Source organism: Paracandidimonas soli, assembly GCF_004342005.1.
GTDB classification, from domain to species: Bacteria; Pseudomonadota; Gammaproteobacteria; order Burkholderiales; family Burkholderiaceae_B; genus Paracandidimonas; species Paracandidimonas soli.
The window spans coordinates 723,759-745,531 of the sequence record NZ_SMBX01000001.1 but is presented as its reverse complement, the minus strand read 5'-3'; the positions used below and the strand labels follow the sequence as shown (position 1 = coordinate 745,531).

Below are 21,773 nucleotides of genomic sequence, written 5' to 3'. Positions count from 1 at the left end.
CGCTCGATCTGCCAATGGAATGAATTGCTCAGATGCGATAAGCCAGGGTTGTCATGACCTTGGACATGCCGCGCATGGCCAGCTTCACCGGCCACGACAGAGGCGCCGCGCCATGCGTTTCCGCAGTGGTCCGGTGGGCGATCTCGTCGGTCCGCATCTGCGACACGATGTCCCTGGAGCGGCTGTCCTGGTTCGGCAACTGGGCAAGATGCTTGTCGAGATGCTGTTCCACCTGGCGCTCGGTTTCGGCCATGAAGCCAAGGTTGCGGGGCACGCCCGCCTTGGCCGCCATGACGCCGAGCAGGAACGAGCCGCCGTACCACAGCGGATTCAGCAGGCTGGGCCGGCTGCCGAGTTCGTTCAGGCGCTGCTGGCACCATGCCAGATGATCGACCTCTTCCTGCGCGGCGGCATGCAGCAGGCGCTTCGTTCCCTCGTCTTCGCAAAACAGCGCCTGGCCCCGGTACAGGGCCTGCGCGCAAACCTCGCCTACATGATTGACCCGCATCAGGCCCGCCGCATGCGTCTTGTCCGCCGGCGACAAGGCGTCCTCTCCCGCCTTGAAGCCACCGGCGGGATTCGGACGCGAGGCGTGCGCGGCTCCGCCCAGGATCTGCAGCGAGCGCCCGACCTCGGCCAGCAAGGCGTCCATGCCGGTTTCCGTCCGGACGTCGGAGCGCACGGGAGCAAGGGCTTGTTGATTGGACATGGCGATTTCTCCATGAAGAACCCGTCCTGAGACAGGCTTTCCGCGCACCTCCCGGCACAAGGGCAGGTGCGGTTATGATTACAGACTGGATCGCGCGAGGCGTACGATCACACGATACAAACAGCTGTCACTGAACGCAAGCACAAAGGCAGAACTATGGAATGCACAATCGACTGGGGCGGCCGCGACGGCATGCTCTTCGTTGCCCGCACAGGCAGCGGCCACGTCACCGCCATGGACGGCGCGCCCGAGGGCGGCGGCAACAACCTGGCGCCGCGCCCGATGGAAATGCTGCTGGCCGGCGCCGGCGGCTGCGCCGCCTACGATGTCGTCCTGATCCTGAAGCGCGGCCGCCACGACATCAGTGGCTGCCGCGCCGAGCTCAAGGCCGAGCGCGCGGAAACAGATCCGAAGGTGTTCACCAGGATCCATTTCCACTTCACCGTCACCGGCAAGAACCTGCCTGCGGCGGCCGTGGAGCGAGCCGTCCAACTGTCGCACGACAAATACTGCTCGGCCAGCGCCATGCTGGGCCGCACGGCGGAAATCACGCATTCGATCTCAATCGAGGAAGCCTGAGGCATGCGTCAATACGAAGACCTGATGCGCCATGTATACGAGCATGGGCAGGACAAGACAGACCGTACCGGCACCGGCACGCGCTCGGTGTTCGGCCACCAGATGCGCTTCGACCTGTCCCAGGGATTTCCGCTGGTCACCACGAAGAAGCTGCACACCAAAAGCATTTTCATCGAACTGCTCTGGTTCCTGCGCGGCGACTCGAACGTGCGCTGGCTGCAGGAGCGCGGCGTTTCCATCTGGAACGAATGGGCCGATGAAAACGGCAACCTCGGACCGGTCTATGGCGTGCAGTGGCGATCGTGGCCCACACCCGACGGAGGGTACGTCGACCAGATTTCCCAGCTGATCGAACAGATACGCAGCAATCCCGATTCCCGCCGCCTGATCGTCTCGGCCTGGAACGTGGGCGAGATACGGAACATGGCGCTGCCTCCGTGCCACGCCTTCTTCCAGTTCTACGTGGCCGACGGCAAGCTGTCCTGCCAGTTGTACCAGCGCAGCGCGGACATCTTCCTGGGCGTGCCCTTCAACATCGCCAGCTATGCCCTGCTGACGCACATGGTGGCGCAGCAATGCGACCTGGATGTGGGCGACTTCATCTGGACCGGCGGCGACTGCCACCTGTACGCCAATCACATGGAACAGGTGGAGATGCAGTTGTCGCGCGAGCCCTACCCCTATCCCAGGCTGAACATACGACGCAAGCCCGCGTCCATCTTCGAGTACGAATACGAAGATTTCGAAATCCTGGACTATCAGTGCCACCCGCACATCAAGGCGCCCGTTGCCGTCTGAGGACCCCGCATGACACTGGATGAAACACGGCGCCCGGCCGCCACCGTGCGGCTGGTAGTCGCCTATGCCGACAACCGCACCATTGGCCGGGACAATGACCTTCCCTGGCGCCTTCGCGGCGATCTGGCGCACTTCAAGGCCACCACGATGGGCCGTCCCATCATCATGGGCCGCAAGACGTGGGAGTCCCTCGGGCGTCCACTGCCCGGCAGACAGAACATCGTGATCACGCGCAACCCAGGTTTCCAGGCGGAGGGCGCCACCGTCGTTCCATCGCTGGAAGCCGCGCTGCAGGCCAGCGCTCCCGCGCCCGAAGTGTGCGTCATCGGCGGCGCGCAGATCTATGCCCAGGCGCTGCCGCTGGCCGACATCATTTCCGCCACCGAAGTGCACGCGGATGTCGAGGGGGACGCCCATTTCCCGGCGCTGGACGCCAGCCAGTGGCAGGAGCGGTCCCGCCTGCCGCAACCCGAGGAAAACGGCTATCGCTACGACTTCGTGGAATACCATCGCCGCGACGCCGGCTCGGCGCATGGCGGCGCGTGAGCCCTCCGGCAGGCCGCCGATGCAAATGTTATCGTTACGCTATTCCCGCCGCGAAACGGTTCGCCAGTTTTCCACTTGCCTCAGATGACATTCACAGAAAAACTCAATCAGGCCTGGTCGGCCAAGAACTCCATGCTGACCGTGGGGCTGGATCCCGATCCGCAGCGCTTTCCCGCCGAACTGCAGGACAAGCCCGGCGCCATCTACGCTTTCTGTCGCGGCATCGTGGACGCCACCGCTCCCTACGCCTGCGCCATCAAGCCCCAGATCGCCTATTTTTCCGCCGAGCGCGCGGAAGACCAACTGGAAGACCTGTGCCGCTACATCCGCGACACGTATCCCGACCTGACTCTGATCCTGGACGCCAAGCGCGGCGACATCGGCTCGACCGCCGAGCAATACGCGCGGGAAGCCTTCGAGCGCTATGAAGCCGACGCCGTGACGGTCAGCCCGTTCATGGGCCTGGACTCAGTGGAGCCTTATCTGTCCTGGCAGGACAAGGGTGTCATCGTCCTGTGCCGCACATCAAATGCCGGCGGTTCCGACCTGCAGTTCCTGCATACCAGCGACGGCACGCCGCTGTACCTGCACGTGGCCGGCCTGGTGGCGGACCGCTGGAACCGCAATGGCCAATGCGCCCTGGTGGTGGGCGCCACATTCCCCGAAGAAATCCGCAAGGTGCGCGAACGCATCGGCGATATGCCGCTGCTGATTCCCGGCATCGGCGCGCAGGGAGGCGATATTCCGGCCACCGTGCAAGCCGGCCGCGACAGCAAGGGCGCGGGCATGATGATCAACTCGTCCCGCGCCATCCTGTACGCCAGCGGCGGGGACGACTGGCGCGATGCCGCCACACGCATGGCATGCGCCACGCGTGACGCGATCAACGCTGCCAGGGCCTGATCCCCACGCGAATTGTTGATAGGGAAAAAGGCAAAGGCATCAGTGCCTGACTAGACTTGAGAGAAAGCGTCGGCTGCGCTCATCCTGCGGATCGTCAAAGAATTGACCGGGAGGCGCCGTTTCAACGATTTGCCCGGCCTCCATGTAAACGACGCGATCCGCGACCTGGCGCGCAAAGCCCATTTCATGCGTGACGACAACCATGGTCATGCCCTCGTGGGCAAGTTCGACCATCGTATCAAGCACCTCGCGGATCATTTCAGGGTCCAGGGCCGAAGTCGGTTCGTCAAATAACATGATCTTGGGTTCCATGCACAGCGCGCGTGCGATTGCGACCCGCTGTTGCTGCCCGCCGGAGAGCTGGCCCGGAAACTTGGCGGCCTGATCGAGAATCCTCACCCGCGCCAGATATTCCCGGGACCGTTCCTCCGCTGCGGTGCGTGCGGTACGTCGCGAAAGTATCTGGGGCAAGGCGCAGTTTTCCAGCACGGTCAGATGCGGGAAAAGGTTGAAATGCTGGAATACCATTCCAGCTTCCCGCCGGATCGCATCCAGATTGCGCAGATTGTCTCCCAGTTCAATGCCGCTGACGCGGATCGTTCCGGAATCATGGCGCTCAAGGTGGTTCAGACATCTGATCAACGTGGATTTCCCCGAAACGGACGGACCGCAAATGACGACACGCTCTCCTTCGGTCACGAAAAAATCGATGTCGCGCAGCGCATGGTATTGACCGTAGTATTTGTTCAGGCCCAGGACTTCGATGGCATTGACGCTCATCCGCGACTCCTTGCGTTGACGCCAGCCTCAAGGCGGCGGGAATAGAGGGAGATGCCGTAGCAGATCAGGAAATAGATCGCTGCGACAAAGAGATAGGCCTCTTTGGAAGGCGCGGGCCAGGCCGGGTCAGTGGCAGCGCTTCTGGCGGCGCTGAGCATGTCGAACACGCCGACAATCAGCACCAGCGAAGTGTTCTTCACCATGACGATCGCCGTGTTGGTCAGGGGCGGAATCACCTTCTGGATCGCCTGGGGCAGCACGATGTGCCAGACAGTTTTCCAATAGGGGATGCCAAGCGCCCTCGCCGCCTCGATCTGCCCTCCGTGCAGCCCTTGCAGGCCGCCACGGATTACTTCTGCCAGATAGGCCGACGCAAAAATTGTCAGCGCGGCAAGAGTGCGTCCCAGTTTGTCGACTGTCCAGCCCGCAGGCAGCAACAGAGGCAGGAGAATGGCGGTGACGAACAGCAGCCCCACCAGCGGCAGGCCGCGTACGAGTTCAATCAGAAAGACCGAGACCACGCGGATCACCGGCAGTTCCCCTCTTCTGCCCAAAGCCAGCATGACGGCAAAGGGAAAAGCAATGCCAAGCGACAGTGTCGCGAGCAGTAGCGTAACCGGCAGTCCGCCCCATTGCGACGTAGGCACCGGGTTCAGGCCTGCCGCACCACCCCCCATCAGGAAAAGCATGGAGAGGATCGCTCCCCCCCACAACAGGCCGAGCCTGGCGCCCCACAGGCGCGGCCAGACAGACAGCAGCAGCATGGCAAGGATGATGACGATCACCAACGCCGCGCGCCATTGCTCTTCGGGCGGATAAAGGCCGAACAGAATAAGCCGGAGTTTGGCGGAGACGAAGGCCCAGCAGGCCCCCGCTCCTGAACAATCCTGCGGGGTCATGACGCGCCAATGCGCGTCCAGGGTCGCCCATTGCAGCGCAGGCAGCAATGCGACAAGAAGTCCCGCGGAAAGAAGAGACAGCACGGTCGACAGCCAGTCGCCGAAGAATATCCTGCGCAGCCGGGACGGCAGGGTTTGCGTATGAATCATGTCAGCGCTCCACCAGAGCCACGCGGGCATTGAGCCAGTTCATCAGCCCCGAGACGGATAACGAGATGGTCAGGAACACCGCCAGCATGATCGTGATGCTTTCGAGCGCCTGCCCGGTCTGGTTGATGACGGTGTTCACGATCAGCCCCAGCTCGGGATAGCCGACTGCGACGGCAAGCGTGGTATTTTTGACGGTCGAAAGATATTGCGAAGTCATCGGTGGGATGATGACGCGCAACGCCTGCGGCATGATGATGCGGAACATAATCTGCCCATCCGTCAATCCAAGGGCGGATCCCCCCTCCCACTGCCCTCGCGAGACGGCGGTGATGCCTCCACGGATCACCTCGCCCACGAAGGCGGCGGTATAAAGCGTCAGGCCGAAGATGATGGCGCAGAACTCAGGTGAAAGCTGGTGCCCGCCCCGGAAATTCAGGCCGCGCAGCTCGGGCATCTCCAGCCGCACGGGACGATCCGCGACCTGCCATAAGGCAAAGGCGAGTCCCCCCCAGAGCAAAAGCCCCAGGCCGAAATGCAAAACGCCATTGGCGCCCCGCTTGCGGCGGCGCAGGCTTATCCATATCAGACCGGCCAGGCCCGCACCGATCGCTGCAAGCACCGCCATTCCGCCTGGCGCCAGCACCAGCTCCGGCACATAGGCGCCACGCATGGAAAAGTAGACCCCGGGCAAGGGACTCCAGGCATGGCGTACCGGCGGGAAAATAGTGAGAACCGCGCTGTAGCAAAACAGCAGCACGACGATCAGCGGCACATTGCGCAGCAGCGTGACATAGCCGGCGGCCAGGCGCGACAGGATGGGGTGGGCGGAAAGCCTCGCAAGGGCTATGCCCAGCCCCAGAATCGTTGCAAGAACAATGGTCAGCGCCGAAACCCACAGCGTATTGGCCAGTCCGACCACAAAAGCCCACAGAAATGAATCCTCTGCCGAGTAGCGCAGAACAGACTCGGAAATGGGAAACCGCGCAGGCCTGGAAAGAAAGTCGAATCCTGTCCGAATCCCGCGCGTGGCAAGATTCTGCACGGTGTTTCCGCCGATCCACCACAGCAAGGCGATCAGGCCGGCCAGAAGCACAGCCTGCGCCAGCCAGGCGCGAACGCGGCCTGAATACCAAATGTCTTTCAACATCGGATGATCCGTCGATTACTGGAACACTAGAGGCAGGAGGAGCCCGCCCTGGCTGTAGAGCGCGTTATAGCCGCGCTCCAGTTTCATCGGGCTGCCCTTGCCGACATTGCGGTCGAATATTTCGCCGTAATTTCCCAATTCGGCAATGATGCGCCAGGCAAAATCTTCGCTCAGTCCCAGGGCCTTCCCATTGCCTGGATCCGTTCCCACGAAGCGGCGGATGCGCGGATCCGTGCTGTCCTTCATTTCCTGCACATTGGCCTGCGTGATGCCCAGCGCCTCGGCCGAGATCAGCGCCTGGATCGACCAGTTCACAATATCCATCCACTGGTCGTCTCCATGGCGCACGGCAGGGGTCAGGGCATCGATATACTCGTTGGCCGGGAAGATGACGTAGTCGTCGGGATTCTTGGCCATGCTGGCCCGCACAGAAGCCAGCGCCCCCGCATCCGTGATCAGCGCATCGCAACGACCGGAAAAGAATGCTTCGCGTGTCGCGGATGTGTTGTCGAAAACAACGGTCTGCAGATCCAGCTTGAGCTTGGACGAAACATCATTTGCAACGACTTCGGTGGTCGATCCGGTCTGTACGCAGACTGTCGCGCCGGCCATGTCCTCGACCTTGGCGATGCCCAGCTCCTTCGGCATCATGAAGCCGGTGAACTCGTAATAGTTGGGTGTTGTGAAGTTGATGCCATTTGCATCGCGTTGCAGCGTCCATGTCAGCGTGCGCGGCAGGACATCGATCTCTCCGGCCTGCAGGGCGGGAATACGCTGCTGGCCGGAAAGGGGCACAAAATCCACCGCGTCCTTGTCATTCAGGACGGCCACGGCTACCGCGCGGCAGGTTTCGACATCGAGGCCGCGCCAATACCCCTTGTCGTCCGGCGCACCGAAACCAGGCGTCCCCTGGCTCGCGCCGCAAATCAGCCGCCCGCGCGCCTTGACGTTTTCGAGCGTGGAATTTGCGGAAGCCGGCATGGAGGCAAGCGTCGAAGAGGCCAGCAGCAACGCGGCCAAAGTGCGAAGTAATGTCATGTCTCTCTCCTAGTGCTGGATGCGCTCTGGCGGCGCTTGTTGTTCAGGTCGAAGCCAGAATTGTGAAGAAGCGATCAAGATCCTCCCGAAGGTCGTCGGGATCCTCAAGGCCGATGCTGATGCGAAGAATGGTCAAATCGTTGCGCGGATGGAAAGTCGCGCGCTGGCCTGCTATGCTCATGGGCGCCATCAGGCTTCGGGTTCCGCCCCACGATGCGCCGATGGCAAAAACGCTCAGGGCATCCAGCGCCTGGTCCAGCCGCTCCTGCCAATGCGGCGGCAATACAACCGAAAAGAGGCCGCTTGCGCCAGCGAAATCGCGTTTCCAGATGTCGTGCCCGGGGCTGGACGGAAGCGACGGCGCCAAGACCTCAACCGGGTATCGTGCTGCAATCCCGGAAGCCAGTTCCGTTGCCACCCTGCCTGAATGGGCGATGCGAACCGCCATCGTTTCGATGCCGCGCAGCACCAGGGCAATGGCGTCGGGAGCCGTATGGAATCCCAGCATTCGCATCGTGTCCCGCAGGTCCTTGCGCAGCTTCAGATCATTGACAGTGACCGAACCCATGAGAATATCCGAATGCCCGCCCGGATATTTTGTCAGCGCCTGCATCGAAAAATCGACGCCATGGCTCAGGGGCTTGAACAACAGCGGTGTCGCCCAGGTATTGTCGATGCCTGTCCGTATCCCACGGGATCTGGCAATGCGGGTGATTGCCGGCACATCCTCTATCTCCATTGTGGTGGAGCCTGGGCTTTCCATCCAGATCAAGCGTGTCTCGGGGCGGATCTGGGTCTCGATGCCCGCGCCAATGCCGGGTGCGTAGCTGGACCAGGAGATCCCGAGCGGTTCAAGGAAATTGCGGCAGAAACCGGAGACCGGAGGATAGGCCGTTTCCGCAAGCAGGACATGATCACCGGGCTTCAGGACACTGAGAAAAACGACGGCAATGGCAGCCTGCCCCGAAGGCACGATGACGGTGCGCAAGCCGCCCTCCAGGGCCGTCAGTTGGGCTTCCAGGACACGCTGTGTGGGCGTACCATGCATGCCATAGGAATAGCTGTCCAGGTCGCGCTGGCTGCGAGTGGCATAGGCGCTCGCATTGCTGAAAACGATGGTGGATGCACGATGCGTTGGCACGCAAAGAGAAGCATATTCGTTTTCGGGAACAACTGGATGATGAACTGTGCGTGTTGCGTCGCGCATGCTAGGCTCCTTGTTTTGCAAGCAGATTAACAGGCGCACATCAGAAATAATACTGATGTAGAGGCATAGCTCTATGTGAGAACCTTATATGAAGCACCGGCAGCTAGAGGCGTTCCAAACAGTGATGGTGTCAGGGTCGACCGTGCGGGCGGCCGAGTTGATGGGTGTGACTCAGCCTGCTGTATCCAGGCTGATCGCCGAGCTGGAAAACTCGGTCCGTTTTCCGCTTTTTGACCGCGTGCAGGGCCGCCTGCTTGCAACGCCGGAGGCGCGTCTCTTCTTTCGCGAGGTGGAGGCAAGTTTTCGCGGACTCGACCGGCTGCGGGCCGCGGCGGCGGCCATCCGGGATCATGGCAGCGGTGTTCTGAGGTTTGGCTGTTTCGCGGCGGGCAGCGTGGATCTTGCCCCCGCCGCCATCCGCGCCTTCCGCGCCCGGCACCCGCGGGTCAGGCTCACACTGCATGTGACCTGGTCCTCCGCCATTCGGGACGGCGTGGTGGACGGCACCTACGATATCGGCCTTGCCGCCGATGAGATCGACCAGTCCGGTATCGTGTCGCGGCCCTTTTATGTGCATGCTGGCCAGATTGTCATGCCTGCCGGGCATCCCCTTGCCCGTCATGAAACGATCCGCCCCGAACACCTGGCCGGCGTACCGCTGCTGGGCCTGGTTCCCGAAGACCGCGCCCGCCAGCGGATGGATGCCGTGTTGCTGGAGGCTGGCGTGACTCCCGAATATATTGTGGAGACCCCGAACTCTGCGACAATCTGCGCATTGGCCATCTCCGGCGATGCTGTCGGTCTTGTCAATCCGATCGTGACTGGAAGGCTGCCTGCCGATGTCGTGCTTCGACCTTTCGTGCCGCAGGTCCAGTTCCGCTCCTTGCTCCTGTTTCCAGCGCACGTACAGAAATCGCTGCTGCTAAAGGATTTTGAAGGAGAACTGCTGAGGTTTCGCAGCACAGGAGGCCGCTAAGAATCCATTTGGGCAGGCATTGGAAAACCGCGTTGTGCGCGATCTCCACCGCCATGCCGGACAAGGAAGGCTCAACTGGCCTGGGCGAGCTCCAGCACGCTCTGCAGCGCGAAAGCCACGGCCGCCGCCCGGACTGCGCTGCGATCTCCCTCGAACAGCCGTGTGGCTGCGCTCACGGTAATGCCGCCTTCAGCGCGCCGCGCGAAACCGAAGCAAACCATACCTACCGGCTTGCCGGGCGTGCCTCCGCCCGGACCGGCCACGCCCGTCGTGGACACGGCCACATGCGCATCCGGTGAGGTCGCCAGCGCGCCCGCGGCCATTTCCATGGCGGTTTCTTCGCTGACCGCGCCGTGGCGTTCCAGCGTTTCTTCGCTGACGTTCAGGTGCGCGACCTTCGCCGCGTTGCTGTAGGTCACGAAACCACGCTCAAACCACTGGCTGGAACCTCCAATGTCTGTGATCGCCGCGCCCAGGAGTCCGCCGGTGCAGGACTCCGCGCTGACCAGCATCCACCCTTTCTGCAGCAGCGCCTGGCCCAGGGCCTGCGCCAATGCCGCACCGTGGTCTGTTTTCATCGCCGGGCCGCCCCTAGATGAAAAGCGCCCCCCTGGGGGGCAGCAAGCCGAAGACGCAGCGTGGGGGTCTCTTTTTTCATGCCAGTATCCCCAGTCTGACCAGCACCGCCATGACCAGCAGGCTGTAGCCTGCCGCAACGATGTCATCCCACATAACACCGAAACCGTTCTTCAGCCGCCGATCGAAAAACCGGATGGGCGGCGGCTTGATGATATCGAACATTCTGAACACGGCAAAGGCCAGCGCCTGCGCCAGGATGCCGCCCGGCACCAGCCACAGCACCAGCCAGAAGGCGGTGATTTCGTCCCAGACCATGCCTGAGTCATCCGGCCTGCCCAATTCCTTGCCCGTCGCCTGGCAGGCCGCGCAACCCAGCACGAAGCCGGCCAGCAGCACGCACAGGACGGCGACATCCGGCAGCAGGGAAAGCGGCTGCCACAACAGCCAGCCGAACAGGGTTCCCCAGGTGCCCGGCGCGGGGCGGATCAGGCCGCTGCCGAAACCGAAAGCCAGTATGCGCCAGGGAGAACGCCACATCCAGGCCAGGGTCGGCCTGACTTCGGTTTCCGGGGAGTGAGATACAGTACTGTCCTTGCCCATGATGTCTTGTGTTCTTGCGTTATCTCTATGCCGCTAGGCGAAATGGTCGAATCCGGCATTGCCGGTCAGGACGATAGGCCCGCCGTCAGCATCGAGCACCGTCAGCCCGGGCTGCGCCACCGTACGCCCGATGCGGCTGACCTTGGCGCCCGCCTGCTGGGCGGCCCTGACGATATCGGGGCGAGCTTGCGGGCTGGCCGTGAAGCACAACTGATAGACATCCCCTCCGCACAGCACCGCCTGCCGCAATAGTTGCGCATCCAGGCCCAGCAGGCAATCCGCGACCGGCATGGCATCGTAGCGCAGCTCCGCTCCGCAACCGCTGGCGGCCAGTATATGGCCAAGGTCCTGCAGCAAGCCGTCGGACACATCGATGGCGGCATGCGCCAGGCCTCGCAGCGCCTGGCCGAGCGCCAACTGCGGCTGGGGCCACTCCAGCGCGCCGCGCGCGGCAGCCAGCAATGCCTCATCCCCGGCCGACCGCACCTGCAGCAGGCGCAGCGCCACATCGGCCGCCCCCAGTTCTCCGGAAATCCAGACATCATCTCCCGCCAGGGCGGCATCGCGGCGCAGAGCGCTGCCGGCCGGCAACTGCCCGATGACGGTCACGCCAATGGTGGTGTCCCGGTTGCTGCGCACGGTATCGCCCCCCAGCAACGGGCAGGCATGCCGCTCGGCCAGCGCATGGAATCCACGGGAAAAGCCCTGCAGCCAGCGCTCGTCCGCCCTTGGCAGAGACAGGCTGAGAAAACAGCCCAGCGGCCTGGCGCCCATGGCGGCCAGATCGGAAAGGTTGACCGCCAGCGATTTGTGCCCCAGGGAAACGGGATCGACATCCGAAAAAAAATGCCGGCCTTCCACAAGAAGGTCGGCACTGACGGCCAGCTCGGTGCCGGCCTCGGCCGGCATCAGCGCGCAATCGTCACCCGGCCCGAGAAACCCCTCGGGAGCGGGCCGGGCGAAAAAGCGCCGGATGAGATCGAACTCGCCGCTCACGCTGACGAAAGCCGGAAATCAACGGCGCGCGGCGGCGGCATCGACCTCCGCCTGCCTGACCTTGGCCGCCGTGCGGTCCAGCACGCCATTGACGAACTTGAATCCGTCCGATCCGCCGAATTCCTTGGCAAGCTCCACCGCCTCGTTGATGGCGACCTTGTAGGGAACCTCGATATGGTTGACCAGTTCGAAGCTGCCGATCAGCAGGATGCCGTGCTCGATGGGGGACAGCTCTTCCAGCGGCCGGTCGAGATAGGGAGTGAAGGTTTCGCGCAATGCCGGGGCCTGGCCGATCACGCCATGCAGCAGGGTGCGGAACCACTTGGCATCGGCTTCGTGGAATTCGTCGCTGTCGCGGATATGCGCATCGATTTCGCCCGCATCCTTCGAGGACTCGTCGCCGCGCACCAGCCAGGCATAGACGCCCTGCAGGGCGAACTCCCGCGCTCGCCGGCGGGCGCTGCGCGGGTTTGGACGGGAATTACCTGTCGTCAATCGTCTTCTCCGTCAAAATCGTCGTCGTCTTCCTCGTCGTACTCGTCGTCTTCCTCCGGCTCCAGCACGGCAACCAGGTTGGCCATTTCGACGGCCGCACGGGCGCAATCACGGCCCTTTTCAGCAGCGCGGACCTGCGCCTGCTCTTCGGTATCCGTGGTGAGCACGCCGTTGGCGACAGGAATGCCTGTCTGCAGGGACACGCGGCTGATGGCGGCGGCGCTTTCGTTGCTGACCACTTCGAAATGATAGGTTTCGCCGCGGATCACGGCGCCCAGCGCGATCAGCGCATCGAACTCGAAGGTTTCGGCCATTTGCGCCAGCGTGACGCCCAGCTCCAGGGCGCCGGGTACGGAAACCACCATGACGTCGCGCTCGTCGACACCCAGCTCGGCCAATTCGGCCAGCGTGGCTTCCAGCTCGGCAAGGCCGATTTCTTCGTTGAAACGGGCACGCACGATACCGATGTGCAGTCCCTCACCGTTCAGGTCGGGTGACAGCGTATATGGATTCATGACAAGGCATCCTGTGTAGTGGGTGTTGGTTCGTTATCATAGCCTGTAATCGTCAGGGAAAACCCGGCCATGCTTGGCATTTTTCTGGGACGCGCCAGCAGGCGCGCCTTGCCGACGTGCAGATCGCGCAGGATCTGCGCGCCGATGCCATAAGTACGCAGGTCATAGCGTTCGAGGCGCAGCGGCTGTCCTGCCTGGGGCTCGGTGTTCCAGGACTGGAGTTCCTTGAACAGTTGCTCCTGCTCTCCCTGGCAGTTCATCAGCACCAGCACGCCGGCGGACGACTGCTTGATGGCCTTCGCGGCGCTGTCCACGCTCCAGCTATGGCTGCTGGGGCCGGAGAACAAGGTATCCAGCACGGATGTGGGCTCGTGCACGCGCACCAGCGTTTCCTGCTCAGGCGTGATCTCGCCATGCACCAGCGCGAGATGCGCCGCGCCCGAAGCGCAATCGCGGTAGGCGACGGCGCGGAAACCGCCCCAGGCCGTCTGCACGTCACGCTCGCCCAGGCGCTCGACCATGGATTCATGCTCGCTGCGATACTGGATCAGGTCGGCGATCGTGCCGATCTTCAGGCCGTGCTGCGCGGCGAACTCCTGCAGGTCGGGCAGGCGGGCCATCGTGCCGTCGGGCTTGAGCACTTCGCAGATGACCGCGGCAGGCGTCAATCCGGCCAGCGCGGTCAGGTCGCAGCCGGCTTCGGTGTGGCCGGCGCGCACCAGGACGCCGCCCTTGACCGCCTGCACGGGAAAGATATGCCCGGGCTGGACGAGGTCGGACGGCTTGGCGTCGCGGGCCACGGCCACCTGGATAGTACGCGCGCGGTCGGACGCGGAAATGCCGGTCTCGACCCCTTCGGCCGCCTCGATGGATTGCGTGAAATTGGTGCCGAAGCGCGCGCCGTTGCGGCTGGCCATGAGCGGCAGGTCCAGCTGGCGGCAACGCTCTTCCGTCAGCGTCAGACATACCAGGCCGCGCGCATGAGTCACCATGAAATTGATGGCCTCGGGCGTGACGAATTCGGCCGCCATGAGCAGGTCGCCCTCGTTTTCGCGGTCTTCCTCGTCCACCAGTATCACCATTCGGCCGGCGCGCAGCTCGTCGACGATTTCGGGGATCGAGGAAATGCGGGCGGGACCGGCCGCATCGGGGTTCAACTCTGAAAGCTCGCTCATGACATCCAACCAGAAGAATAGCGGCGTCATTTTACGCCCGATTCGAATTCGCGGCTTTCCCGGGGCGGGCGCGCGGTGAAGAACTCCAGCCCAAGGGCCGCAGCATGCTCTTTGGCCCTTGGTCATCAAATCGTCACATGCGCGACGTTTATTGGCGGTATCATGCGGCGGATGCAACCGAGATCCCGGCCATGCCCGAACGCGAATTGAAATTCCACATTCCCGCAACCAGCCGGGACAGCCTGCTGCAGGCAGTGGCCGCCCTGTCGCCCACGGAGCACCGGCTGCTGGCCCGCTACTACGATACGCCCGAGCGCGAACTGGCCAAGGCCCGCGTCGCGCTGCGCTTGCGTAACGAAGACGGGCAGTGGGTGCAGACAGTCAAGGCGCCGGGAGCGGACACCTTATCGCGTCAGGAATTCAATCATCCGCGCCCGGCAGACTCGCTGGATATATCCGCGCTCAAGGGCACGCCCCAGTACAAGACGCTGTCCCAGCTGAAAGACCGCCTTCGTCCCACCTACGAAACCGAGGTCGCGCGCCTGGCCGTACGGATCCAGCATCAGGACGGCATCATCGAACTGGCATACGACCGGGGCGTGCTGCGCTCCGGCGGCACTGAACTGGAAATCCATGAACTGGAGCTGGAACTGGTCAGCGGAGGCATCCCCGCCCTGTTCCGCCTGGCCGAGCAGTGGCAGCAGCAATACGGGCTGATCCTGGAATTGCGCAGCAAGGCCGAACGCGGCGATACCCTGGCCGCCCTGCTGCAGAATGGCGATCCGCCCGACCTTTCCGCTCTCATCCGGATACGGAAGGCCGGCAATATCCGGCACGACTCATCGCACGACCTGAACTCCGCGTTCCAGGTCTGTATCGGCGACTGCCTGCAGCAGATCATCCGCAATACCGCCGGGCTGGCGGGCATCGACAGCGAACTCGCGACGCAGGCGCAGCGCATCTCCCTGGTGCACCAGCTGCGCGTCGGCGTGCGCAGGCTGCGTTCCTGCTGGAAGCTGTTCAAGCCCTGGATCCCGGCCGACGCTTCGCCGGAGGCCGCCGAGCTGCGCCGGTACTTCTCGCTGTTCGGAGAAGGGCGCGACTACGACATCGTTTGCCACGATATCACGCCGCGCCTGATCGCTGCGGGCATGCCGCCGCTGGCAATGCCTCCGACAGAGCTGGACGATCCCCAGCGCGCCCGCAACCTGGCGGCAAGCGCAGGCCTGCAGACCATTCTGCTGAGGCTGCTGGAGCAATCCCTGACCGCGCCCGAAACCGATACTCGCCGGACCCAGGAGACCCGCAAGGCAAAGACCGGGGAATCGGCCGCCGCCACCATGGTGCGCAGGCTGAACAAATGGTTGAACCAGGTCGTGCAGGCCGGAGAGCGCTTCGACATACTGACGCCGGAGGAGCGCCACGACCTGCGCAAGAAGGTCAAGCGGCTGCGCTACAGCTTCGAGTTTTCCCAGGCGCTGCTGGAAACATTGCATCCGGAGGAGGCGCGCACCCTGCTGCTAGGCATCCAGCGCGCGCTGGGCGAGTTGAACGACCTGTATACGGCCGAGGCTTTCTACGAACGACTGGCGGACCAGGCGCAGCCGCCGCCCGCGGCCTGGTTCGCCATCGGCTGGATCCGGGCCATGCAGTCCACGCAAATCCAGCGTGTCGGCGAACTGTTCGGCGCCCTGGCGAAGGCCCGTCCGCTGAAACCCTGAGCAGCGGGATCGTGGCTGCGGCCAGAGGGCCGCCGCCTCCCGGCAGCCTTTGGCCTCGAGACTCAATCCCCGATCAGCGCCTGGGCGAACTCGCGCGCGACGAAGGGCTGCAGGTCGTGCATGCCCTCGCCCACGCCGATCCAGTACACCGGCACCGGCCGCACGCCCTGGCTGCCCGCCGCCACCGCGGCCAGCGTGCCGCCCTTGGCCGTGCCGTCCAGCTTGGTCACGACCAGGCCGGTCAACTGGATGGCCGCATCGAAGGCGCGGATCTGCGACAGCACGTTCTGTCCGGTATTGCCGTCGATCACCAGCAGCACCTCATGCGGGGCATCTCCCTGCGCTTTGCCGATCACGCGGCGGATTTTCTTCAGCTCTTCCATCAGGTGCAGTTGCGTGGGCAGGCGCCCCGCCGTATCCACCATGACGACGTGCGCCCCGCGCGCGCGGCCCGCATTGACGGCGTCGAAGGCGACCGCCGCCGGATCCGCCCCCTCCTGCGCGATGACAGTGACATCGTTGCGCGCGCCCCATTCGATCAGTTGCTCGCGCGCAGCCGCGCGGAATGTATCTCCGGCAGCCAGCAGCACGCTGGCGCCCTGCGCCTGGAAGGCGTGGGCCAGCTTGCCGATGGAGGTGGTCTTTCCGGCGCCATTGACGCCGGCGATCATGACGATCAGCGGCTTGGCGGCATCCAGGGGGAAAGGCTTTTCCAGCGGCGCCAGGTGCTGGGCCAGGATATCGCGCAACGCCTCGCGCACCTGCGACGCATCCTCCAGGCGGTCTTTCTTTACCCTGGCTCGCAGGGCGGCCAGGAGGCTCTCCGTGGCCTCGACTCCCGCATCCGCCATCAGCAGCGCTGTTTCCAGTTCCTCGAATAGCGATTCATCGACTTTGACACCGACGAACAGCCCGCCGATGCTCTGCCCGGTGCGCGCCAGCCCCTTGCGCAGTCGCGCCAGCCATGATCCACCGGGCTTTTCCTGCGTGTGGCCCGCAGTCTCCTGCTGCGGCGCAGCATTCACGGCCGGCGCCACGACCGGCTGCGGCTCCTCGATTACGGGCGCGTCGGCTTCAGGCAGCGCAGACTCGGCGACAGGCTCCCCCGCCGCAACCGCGATTGCGGTATCGACGGCTTCATCCGGCACGTCTTCGCCCGCGCCCGTGTCAACAGCGGCGTCGCCATCCAAAGCCTGTCCGAACGCTTCCGCCAGCGCCTCCGGAGCCGGCTCCTGCGGCACCCCGGTCTCGCCGGCGATTTCCTCCGCCGGCTGGATGTCTACATCATTGTCCGGCTTCTGGTCCGGGTCGGATTTCTTTCGTTTAAAAAAACTGAACATACGCTTTACACTACCTGGATATCGCGCGGAACCCATGCGCCGCGCAGCAACGAAGCCAAATGAAAAAACACACAATCCGTATTGTAGGCGGTGATTACCGCCGCACGCCCATCCCTGTCATCGACGGAGAATATTTGCGCCCGACGCCAGACCGCGTGCGCGAAACCCTGTTCAACTGGCTCCGATATTTCTGGAACGGCAATTTCTCCGACAAGTCCGTGCTGGACCTGTTCGCCGGCTCGGGAGCGCTGGGCTTCGAAGCCGCATCGCATGGGGTCGCCCACGTGCAGATGGTAGAGCAGAATCCCGCCGCCGTCGCCGCCCTGCGCAGCCTGGCCCTGAGACTGAAGGCAAGCAATGTGCGCGTGCATGCCGGCGACGCGCTGCAGGCCCTGCAGCGCCTGCGCCCGGGCGGCATGGACCTGATACTGCTGGATCCGCCCTTCCAGCAGGACTGGTTCGAGCGCCTGTGGGGCCTGCTCCCCCCTCTGCTGGCGCCGGACGGCCTGGTCTACGCGGAAGCCGAATCCCCGCTGGAACCTCCCGAGTCATTCGAGATCCTGCGCCAGGGCAAGGCGGGACAAGTGCACTTTCACCTGCTGCGATTTGCTGCACCGCAAAAAAACGACAATAATGGACGGCAGTGACAAAGCGCGCTGCCATATGCGCATATTGCAGGCACAATGCAACGTGTCTTCCATCGAACAATACCTGACGAGACAAACGCACAATGATTACCGCTGTTTATCCCGGAACATTCGACCCGCTCACGCGCGGCCATGAAGACTTGGTGCGGCGCGCATCCAGCCTGTTCGACCGCGTCGTGGTCGGCGTGGCGCACAGCCGCGCCAAAAAGCCGTTCTTCACCGTGCAGGAACGCGTGGAAATCGCCCAGGAAGTGCTCGGCCACTACCCGAACGTCGAGGTCAAGAGCTTCGCGGGCCTGCTCAAGGATTTCGTGCGCGAACAGGACGGCAAGGTCATCGTGCGCGGCCTGCGCGCCGTTTCCGACTTCGAGTATGAGTTCCAGATGGCCGGCATGAACCGCCACCTGCTGCCCGATGTGGAAACGCTGTTCATGACGCCTTCGGAGCAGTACCAGTTCATTTCCGGCACCATCGTGCGCGAAATTGCCCTGCTCGGCGGCGACATCAGCAAGTTCGTGTTCCCCTCAGTGGAGCGCTGGCTGCAGGAAAAGGCGCGCATCTACCGCGAGCAGCAGACGCACAGCGAAAACTGAACGCGCTTTTGTCCGGCACAGCGTTCCGGTCCGACGGAGGGAACGCCCGCTCCGGCATGAAAACACCGGGCGGAATGCCGGAATTCCCACCTCGCCACGCAAACGGGATTACACTGCAGGGTGAACCGTATTGTCTGGCCGGAGGCTGCAATGGCCTTGCTCATCACTGAAGAATGCATCAATTGCGACGTCTGCGAGCCGCAGTGTCCGAATTCCGCCATCTATTTCGGCGAGGAAATCTACGAAATCAATCCGTCCCTGTGCACGGAGTGCGTCGGCCATTTCGATGAGCCGCAGTGCCAGGTGGTATGCCCCGTCGAGTGCATTCTCGTTAATCCCGAGCATGTCGAGGACCAGCAGACGCTGCTGGAAAAATTCGAGCGCCTGACGACGGCGGCCTGACGGTCAGCCGGGGCTCCACCCGCCGCGTGGCCGATTCAGCCCCAGGCTTTCGGCTTCAGTGCAGCAGCCCCTTGATCGCCTGGCCAATAGCGCGGACGGTCTCCTTGGTGCCATCCTTCTCTTTCTCGGGCTCGCCCGGCCGCTGCGGCTGCGCGGCGTTTTTCTCCGGGGCCGCGGGAACAGGCAGCGCTTCGCGCACGATATCCAGCAGGCCGCCCTTCACCGCCTGTTGAACCGCCTTGCTGCCGATTTCCTTCCACCGGATCTCATAGTCCGGCGAAGTCATTGCGCCATGCAGGCGCACCGGAATCGTCACTCCCTGCAGGGCCCGCAGGCTCTGTCCGTCCTGGCCCGTTCCCGTATTGACCACCGTAACGTTGAACGCGACATCCAGCGAGCGGTCGGCCAGTGCGATGCGGGCGGGCTTGCCTTCCCGGATGCGCAGATAGGGCGCCGCCACGTTCAGCGATTTCACGGTCGCCACGCCCTTTTCCAGCGCCAGATTGCTGTCCAGCGACGTGAATGCGGTACGGCTTCCCTCCTGCCCGCCGCTCGCCGGCAGCTCGATCGGGACTCTGAAGGAAGTCCGGATCGCCTCATTGATGCCGCGCAGCGCCTGCAGGAGATTGATGCCCTTGAGCGCGCCATCGCGCATCTTCAATTGCGCATTGCCGCCGAGCGTGCGCATCCAGTCCTGCGGATCCGCCACGGATCCCTTCAGATCGAACGTCAGGCTTCCCTTGCCCGCCAGCGGAGAAGAACCCGTCGCCGCCTGGCTCAGCGCCTCGATATTCACTTGCGCCAGCGCGCCCTTGGCCTGGACGGCGGCATCGGTCGTCAGCGAAAACTCGCCCTTGAACGTCCCGTCGTAAAGATTGGCGGACGCCTGGGACACATTGAAGCGCCCGCCGCCAGCCTTGATCGCCGCCTTGACATCCGACAGCAGCAGATCGCGCCAGCGCAGTTCGCCGATATCCAGCTCGCCCTTGACATCCATGGTGTCCAGCAGGGGGAAGCGCAACGGCACGGGAGCTGCCGCTGGCGGCTGTTCCTTCGCTGAGCCGTCTGCTGGCGCTTCCTTCCCTTCGTCCTTTTCCTTGGCGGATTTTTCCTTGTCTTCGGGCGCTTCGCCAGCGGCAGCTTCATCCGAGCCCAGGAAGGGGTCCAGGTTGAGCTCGTCGGCGGACAGCGTAAATGTCGAGCGCGGCACATCCAGCTCGGTCGCCCGCAGGCGGAAATCCACCTTGCTGCCGTCCAGCACGGCGTTGATATCGGCCCGCAACTGGTCCTTCTCGAGATCCAGGGCCAGGCTGCCGATCATGGGAAACTCGAAGCTGCCTCCCTCCAGTATTTCGTCGTCGATGCGCAGGTCGCCCTTGATGGCAGACAAGCCCCCGCTGCGCTGCAGGATATTCCACTGTACAGGCGAAGACAGATTGAGCCGGGTCAGGCGTCGCCCCTGCTGCAACTGGCCCTCCACCCGAAACTCGCGCGCGGACGGCTGCAGCGCCGAACCGCCGATGCCGCCGAAAGACATATTCAGGCCAAGCGTCTGCTCGCCCTCGAGCTTGAGCATGCCGGTCACGGCATCTCCCGCTGCCGACTGCGGCGCCATCATCAGCTTGGGTGCATCGAGCGCCAGTTCGAAATTGTCTTTCTGACGGACACCGCGCACGCGCAACGCCAGCTTTTCCAGTTGCAGATCCATCTGGCTGCGATTGAAATCGAGCTGCGGCACGACCAGGCTGGCATTGAAGTTCTGTACCGGGTGCTCTCCATCGATATTGCCCGAGGCCAGCAGTTCCAGACTGGAAACGTTCAAGGTCTGCGCATAGGCGCTATAGCCAAGGTTGCCGCGCAGCGAAACCTGCTTGGCGTCGAACCCCGGCAGGCGCCCCGCCATCTGCACCGAAAGGCGCTGCGCTGAATACGTCTTGCGCTCCGGGTTGAACTGCAGCATGGCCTGCGCATCGATGGAAGCGTCGGCCTGCGGCTCGTCGCCCGAAAGTCGCCCCTTCAGCACCACATCGAAAGCCTGGTCGCTGGTGATGCGGCCGGTCTTGATGTCCAGGTCCAGGAGATTGAGCGCCACTCCGCTTTTCTGATCCAGCATATGGATGGCGCCATTGCGCAAGTCCAGGCCGGCGATGTCCACGTGCATTTCACTGACATTGCCCGCCTGCAGGCCAGGCAAGGAGAATTGGCGCTTTTCCTGGCCGCCGTCCCCTATCGGAGCCGCCTTCACGGCATCGGCCACGCCGGCCGCCGCCAGCGCCAGGGTATCGGAAGCGCCCCCCGACAGCAGATCCTGGAGATTCAGCGAACCATCGTCCGCCCGCTCGACCCAGGCCTTGAACCCCGCGATGGAGACATGATCCACGACCAGGCTGTTCGACAGCAGAGGCCAGATCGCCACGGCGACGCGCGCGCTGTCGAACGAAGCGAAGACCGTATCGCTGTTACGCTGCGAAAGCGATGCGTCGCGCACCGTCAACCCGATCCTGGGAAACAGGGAAAGCTCGATGTCCCCATTGATGGACAGCGTACGCTGGTATCTCTCGAACACCAGGTCTCTTACCTTGTCCTTGTAGGCATTGGGGTCGAACGTCAGAAGGAAAATTGCGATGCCGACCAGGGCAGCGATGGCGATCGCCACCAGCCCCACCAGCACCCGCTTGAACCACACAGTCATTACCAGCGACCTCGGAAACCTGCAACAACCCTTTGCCGGACAAAGGGTAAACGCGAATACAGGAATGCTAACCCAAGTCGGGGGCGCGGAAAGGTTTCAGATCATTTTTTTTGCATCAGGCCGGCTTCCGGGCCGGGCTCAAGCCCCGGTTTCAGGACATAGCGAGCCCGGCGATGCAACAGCTCTCCGCCTCCGGGATGGCATTTTTGCCCTGGATGCGGCAGGCTGGCAAAAAGCAGGCGGATTGTCCAATTTGCGAGGCTTGGTTCATAATCCCCTTCTTTTT

23 protein-coding genes are annotated in these 21,773 nt (G+C 63.4%); 9 read left to right on the top strand and 14 right to left on the bottom strand.

All coding sequences use genetic code 11. The features are described 5' to 3' along the window. Window positions 1–28 precede the first annotated feature (28 nt). Complete coding sequence (gene coq7 / locus EV686_RS03475) at window positions 29–709, bottom strand: 2-polyprenyl-3-methyl-6-methoxy-1,4-benzoquinone monooxygenase (protein WP_132473497.1); 681 nt, start codon at window positions 707–709, stop codon at window positions 29–31. Between the two features lie 156 nt (window positions 710–865). Between coq7 and EV686_RS03470 the strand changes: the two genes are divergently transcribed. The 4 genes from EV686_RS03470 to pyrF all read left to right on the top strand — a co-directional run bounded on the left by EV686_RS03470 (window position 866) and on the right by pyrF (window position 3,535). After that, window positions 866–1,288, top strand: a complete 423-nt coding sequence (locus EV686_RS03470) for an OsmC family protein (protein ID WP_132473495.1) — start codon at window positions 866–868, stop codon at window positions 1,286–1,288. Between the two features lie 3 nt (window positions 1,289–1,291). Next, on the top strand, window positions 1,292–2,086 hold the full coding sequence (locus tag EV686_RS03465) for a thymidylate synthase (protein WP_132473493.1): 795 nt from the start codon (window positions 1,292–1,294) through the stop codon (window positions 2,084–2,086). 9 nt (window positions 2,087–2,095) lie between these two features. Then, window positions 2,096–2,632, top strand: coding sequence for a dihydrofolate reductase (locus EV686_RS03460; protein WP_132473491.1), 537 nt, complete (start codon window positions 2,096–2,098; stop codon window positions 2,630–2,632). A gap of 84 nt (window positions 2,633–2,716) precedes the next feature. Further along, complete coding sequence (pyrF, locus tag EV686_RS03455) at window positions 2,717–3,535, top strand: orotidine-5'-phosphate decarboxylase (RefSeq protein WP_132473489.1); 819 nt, start codon at window positions 2,717–2,719, stop codon at window positions 3,533–3,535. Between the two features lie 39 nt (window positions 3,536–3,574). On the opposite strand, the gene EV686_RS03450 is transcribed toward pyrF, so the two are convergent. Genes EV686_RS03450 through EV686_RS03430 form a run of 5 tightly spaced genes read right to left on the bottom strand, consistent with a single transcriptional unit; the run spans window position 3,575 to window position 8,756 of the window. Then, window positions 3,575–4,315: an amino acid ABC transporter ATP-binding protein gene (locus EV686_RS03450; RefSeq protein ID WP_132473487.1), complete on the bottom strand. Its 741-nt coding sequence runs from the start codon at window positions 4,313–4,315 to the stop codon at window positions 3,575–3,577. Then, entirely contained in the window at window positions 4,312–5,364 is a 1,053-nt protein-coding gene (locus tag EV686_RS03445) for an amino acid ABC transporter permease (protein WP_243650719.1), read from the bottom strand. Before EV686_RS03445 ends, EV686_RS03450 begins: the two co-directional genes overlap by 4 nt. Window position 5,365: 1 nt before the next feature. Beyond that, a complete protein-coding gene (locus tag EV686_RS03440) occupies window positions 5,366–6,511 on the bottom strand; it encodes an amino acid ABC transporter permease (protein WP_132473483.1) in 1,146 nt (381 codons plus the stop codon). Window positions 6,512–6,526: 15 nt separating this feature from the next. Next, window positions 6,527–7,549: an amino acid ABC transporter substrate-binding protein gene (locus EV686_RS03435; protein WP_132473481.1), complete on the bottom strand. Its 1,023-nt coding sequence runs from the start codon at window positions 7,547–7,549 to the stop codon at window positions 6,527–6,529. 43 nt (window positions 7,550–7,592) lie between these two features. Further along, entirely contained in the window at window positions 7,593–8,756 is a 1,164-nt protein-coding gene (locus EV686_RS03430) for a trans-sulfuration enzyme family protein (RefSeq protein WP_132473479.1), read from the bottom strand. 88 nt (window positions 8,757–8,844) lie between these two features. Here EV686_RS03430 and EV686_RS03425 point away from each other — a divergent pair, with 88 nt between their 5' ends. Then, a complete protein-coding gene (locus EV686_RS03425; protein WP_132473477.1) occupies window positions 8,845–9,732 on the top strand; it encodes a LysR substrate-binding domain-containing protein in 888 nt (295 codons plus the stop codon). Between the two features lie 71 nt (window positions 9,733–9,803). Here EV686_RS03425 and EV686_RS03420 read toward each other — a convergent pair whose 3' ends face one another. The 6 genes from EV686_RS03420 to ribBA all read right to left on the bottom strand — a co-directional run bounded on the left by EV686_RS03420 (window position 9,804) and on the right by ribBA (window position 14,092). Next, on the bottom strand, window positions 9,804–10,310 hold the full coding sequence (locus tag EV686_RS03420; protein WP_132473475.1) for a CinA family protein: 507 nt from the start codon (window positions 10,308–10,310) through the stop codon (window positions 9,804–9,806). 76 nt (window positions 10,311–10,386) lie between these two features. Beyond that, a complete protein-coding gene (locus EV686_RS03415; protein ID WP_132473473.1) occupies window positions 10,387–10,911 on the bottom strand; it encodes a phosphatidylglycerophosphatase A family protein in 525 nt (174 codons plus the stop codon). Window positions 10,912–10,944: 33 nt separating this feature from the next. Beyond that, window positions 10,945–11,907: a thiamine-phosphate kinase gene (thiL, locus tag EV686_RS03410; RefSeq protein WP_132473471.1), complete on the bottom strand. Its 963-nt coding sequence runs from the start codon at window positions 11,905–11,907 to the stop codon at window positions 10,945–10,947. Window positions 11,908–11,925: 18 nt separating this feature from the next. Beyond that, window positions 11,926–12,402: a transcription antitermination factor NusB gene (gene nusB / locus EV686_RS03405; protein ID WP_132473469.1), complete on the bottom strand. Its 477-nt coding sequence runs from the start codon at window positions 12,400–12,402 to the stop codon at window positions 11,926–11,928. Next, window positions 12,399–12,917, bottom strand: coding sequence for a 6,7-dimethyl-8-ribityllumazine synthase (ribH, locus tag EV686_RS03400; protein WP_132473467.1), 519 nt, complete (start codon window positions 12,915–12,917; stop codon window positions 12,399–12,401). Before ribH ends, nusB begins: the two co-directional genes overlap by 4 nt. After that, entirely contained in the window at window positions 12,914–14,092 is a 1,179-nt protein-coding gene (gene ribBA / locus EV686_RS03395; RefSeq protein WP_165972481.1) for a bifunctional 3,4-dihydroxy-2-butanone-4-phosphate synthase/GTP cyclohydrolase II, read from the bottom strand. The genes ribH and ribBA overlap by 4 nt, the downstream gene beginning before the upstream one ends. Window positions 14,093–14,229: 137 nt before the next feature. Here ribBA and EV686_RS03390 point away from each other — a divergent pair, with 137 nt between their 5' ends. Beyond that, on the top strand, window positions 14,230–15,813 hold the full coding sequence (locus EV686_RS03390) for a CYTH and CHAD domain-containing protein (RefSeq protein WP_165972480.1): 1,584 nt from the start codon (window positions 14,230–14,232) through the stop codon (window positions 15,811–15,813). 62 nt (window positions 15,814–15,875) lie between these two features. Here EV686_RS03390 and ftsY read toward each other — a convergent pair whose 3' ends face one another. Then, window positions 15,876–17,153 (bottom strand): signal recognition particle-docking protein FtsY, encoded by a 1,278-nt coding sequence (ftsY, locus tag EV686_RS03385; RefSeq protein ID WP_132473461.1) that lies wholly within the window; start codon window positions 17,151–17,153, stop codon window positions 15,876–15,878. A gap of 59 nt (window positions 17,154–17,212) precedes the next feature. On the opposite strand from ftsY, the gene rsmD reads away from it, so the two are divergent. The 3 genes from rsmD (at window position 17,213) to EV686_RS03370 (ending at window position 18,795) form a co-directional block, all read left to right on the top strand. Continuing rightward, the gene (rsmD, locus tag EV686_RS03380; RefSeq protein WP_132473459.1) at window positions 17,213–17,800 is read left to right on the top strand and encodes a 16S rRNA (guanine(966)-N(2))-methyltransferase RsmD; all 588 of its coding nucleotides are present in this window, start codon (window positions 17,213–17,215) and stop codon (window positions 17,798–17,800) included. Window positions 17,801–17,883: 83 nt separating this feature from the next. Next, window positions 17,884–18,393: a pantetheine-phosphate adenylyltransferase gene (gene coaD / locus EV686_RS03375; protein ID WP_132473457.1), complete on the top strand. Its 510-nt coding sequence runs from the start codon at window positions 17,884–17,886 to the stop codon at window positions 18,391–18,393. A gap of 150 nt (window positions 18,394–18,543) precedes the next feature. Next, window positions 18,544–18,795 (top strand): YfhL family 4Fe-4S dicluster ferredoxin, encoded by a 252-nt coding sequence (locus tag EV686_RS03370; protein WP_132473455.1) that lies wholly within the window; start codon window positions 18,544–18,546, stop codon window positions 18,793–18,795. Window positions 18,796–18,850: 55 nt separating this feature from the next. Here EV686_RS03370 and EV686_RS03365 read toward each other — a convergent pair whose 3' ends face one another. Further along, a complete protein-coding gene (locus EV686_RS03365) occupies window positions 18,851–21,487 on the bottom strand; it encodes an AsmA family protein (RefSeq protein WP_132473453.1) in 2,637 nt (878 codons plus the stop codon). Between the last annotated feature and the right edge of the window lie 286 nt (window positions 21,488–21,773).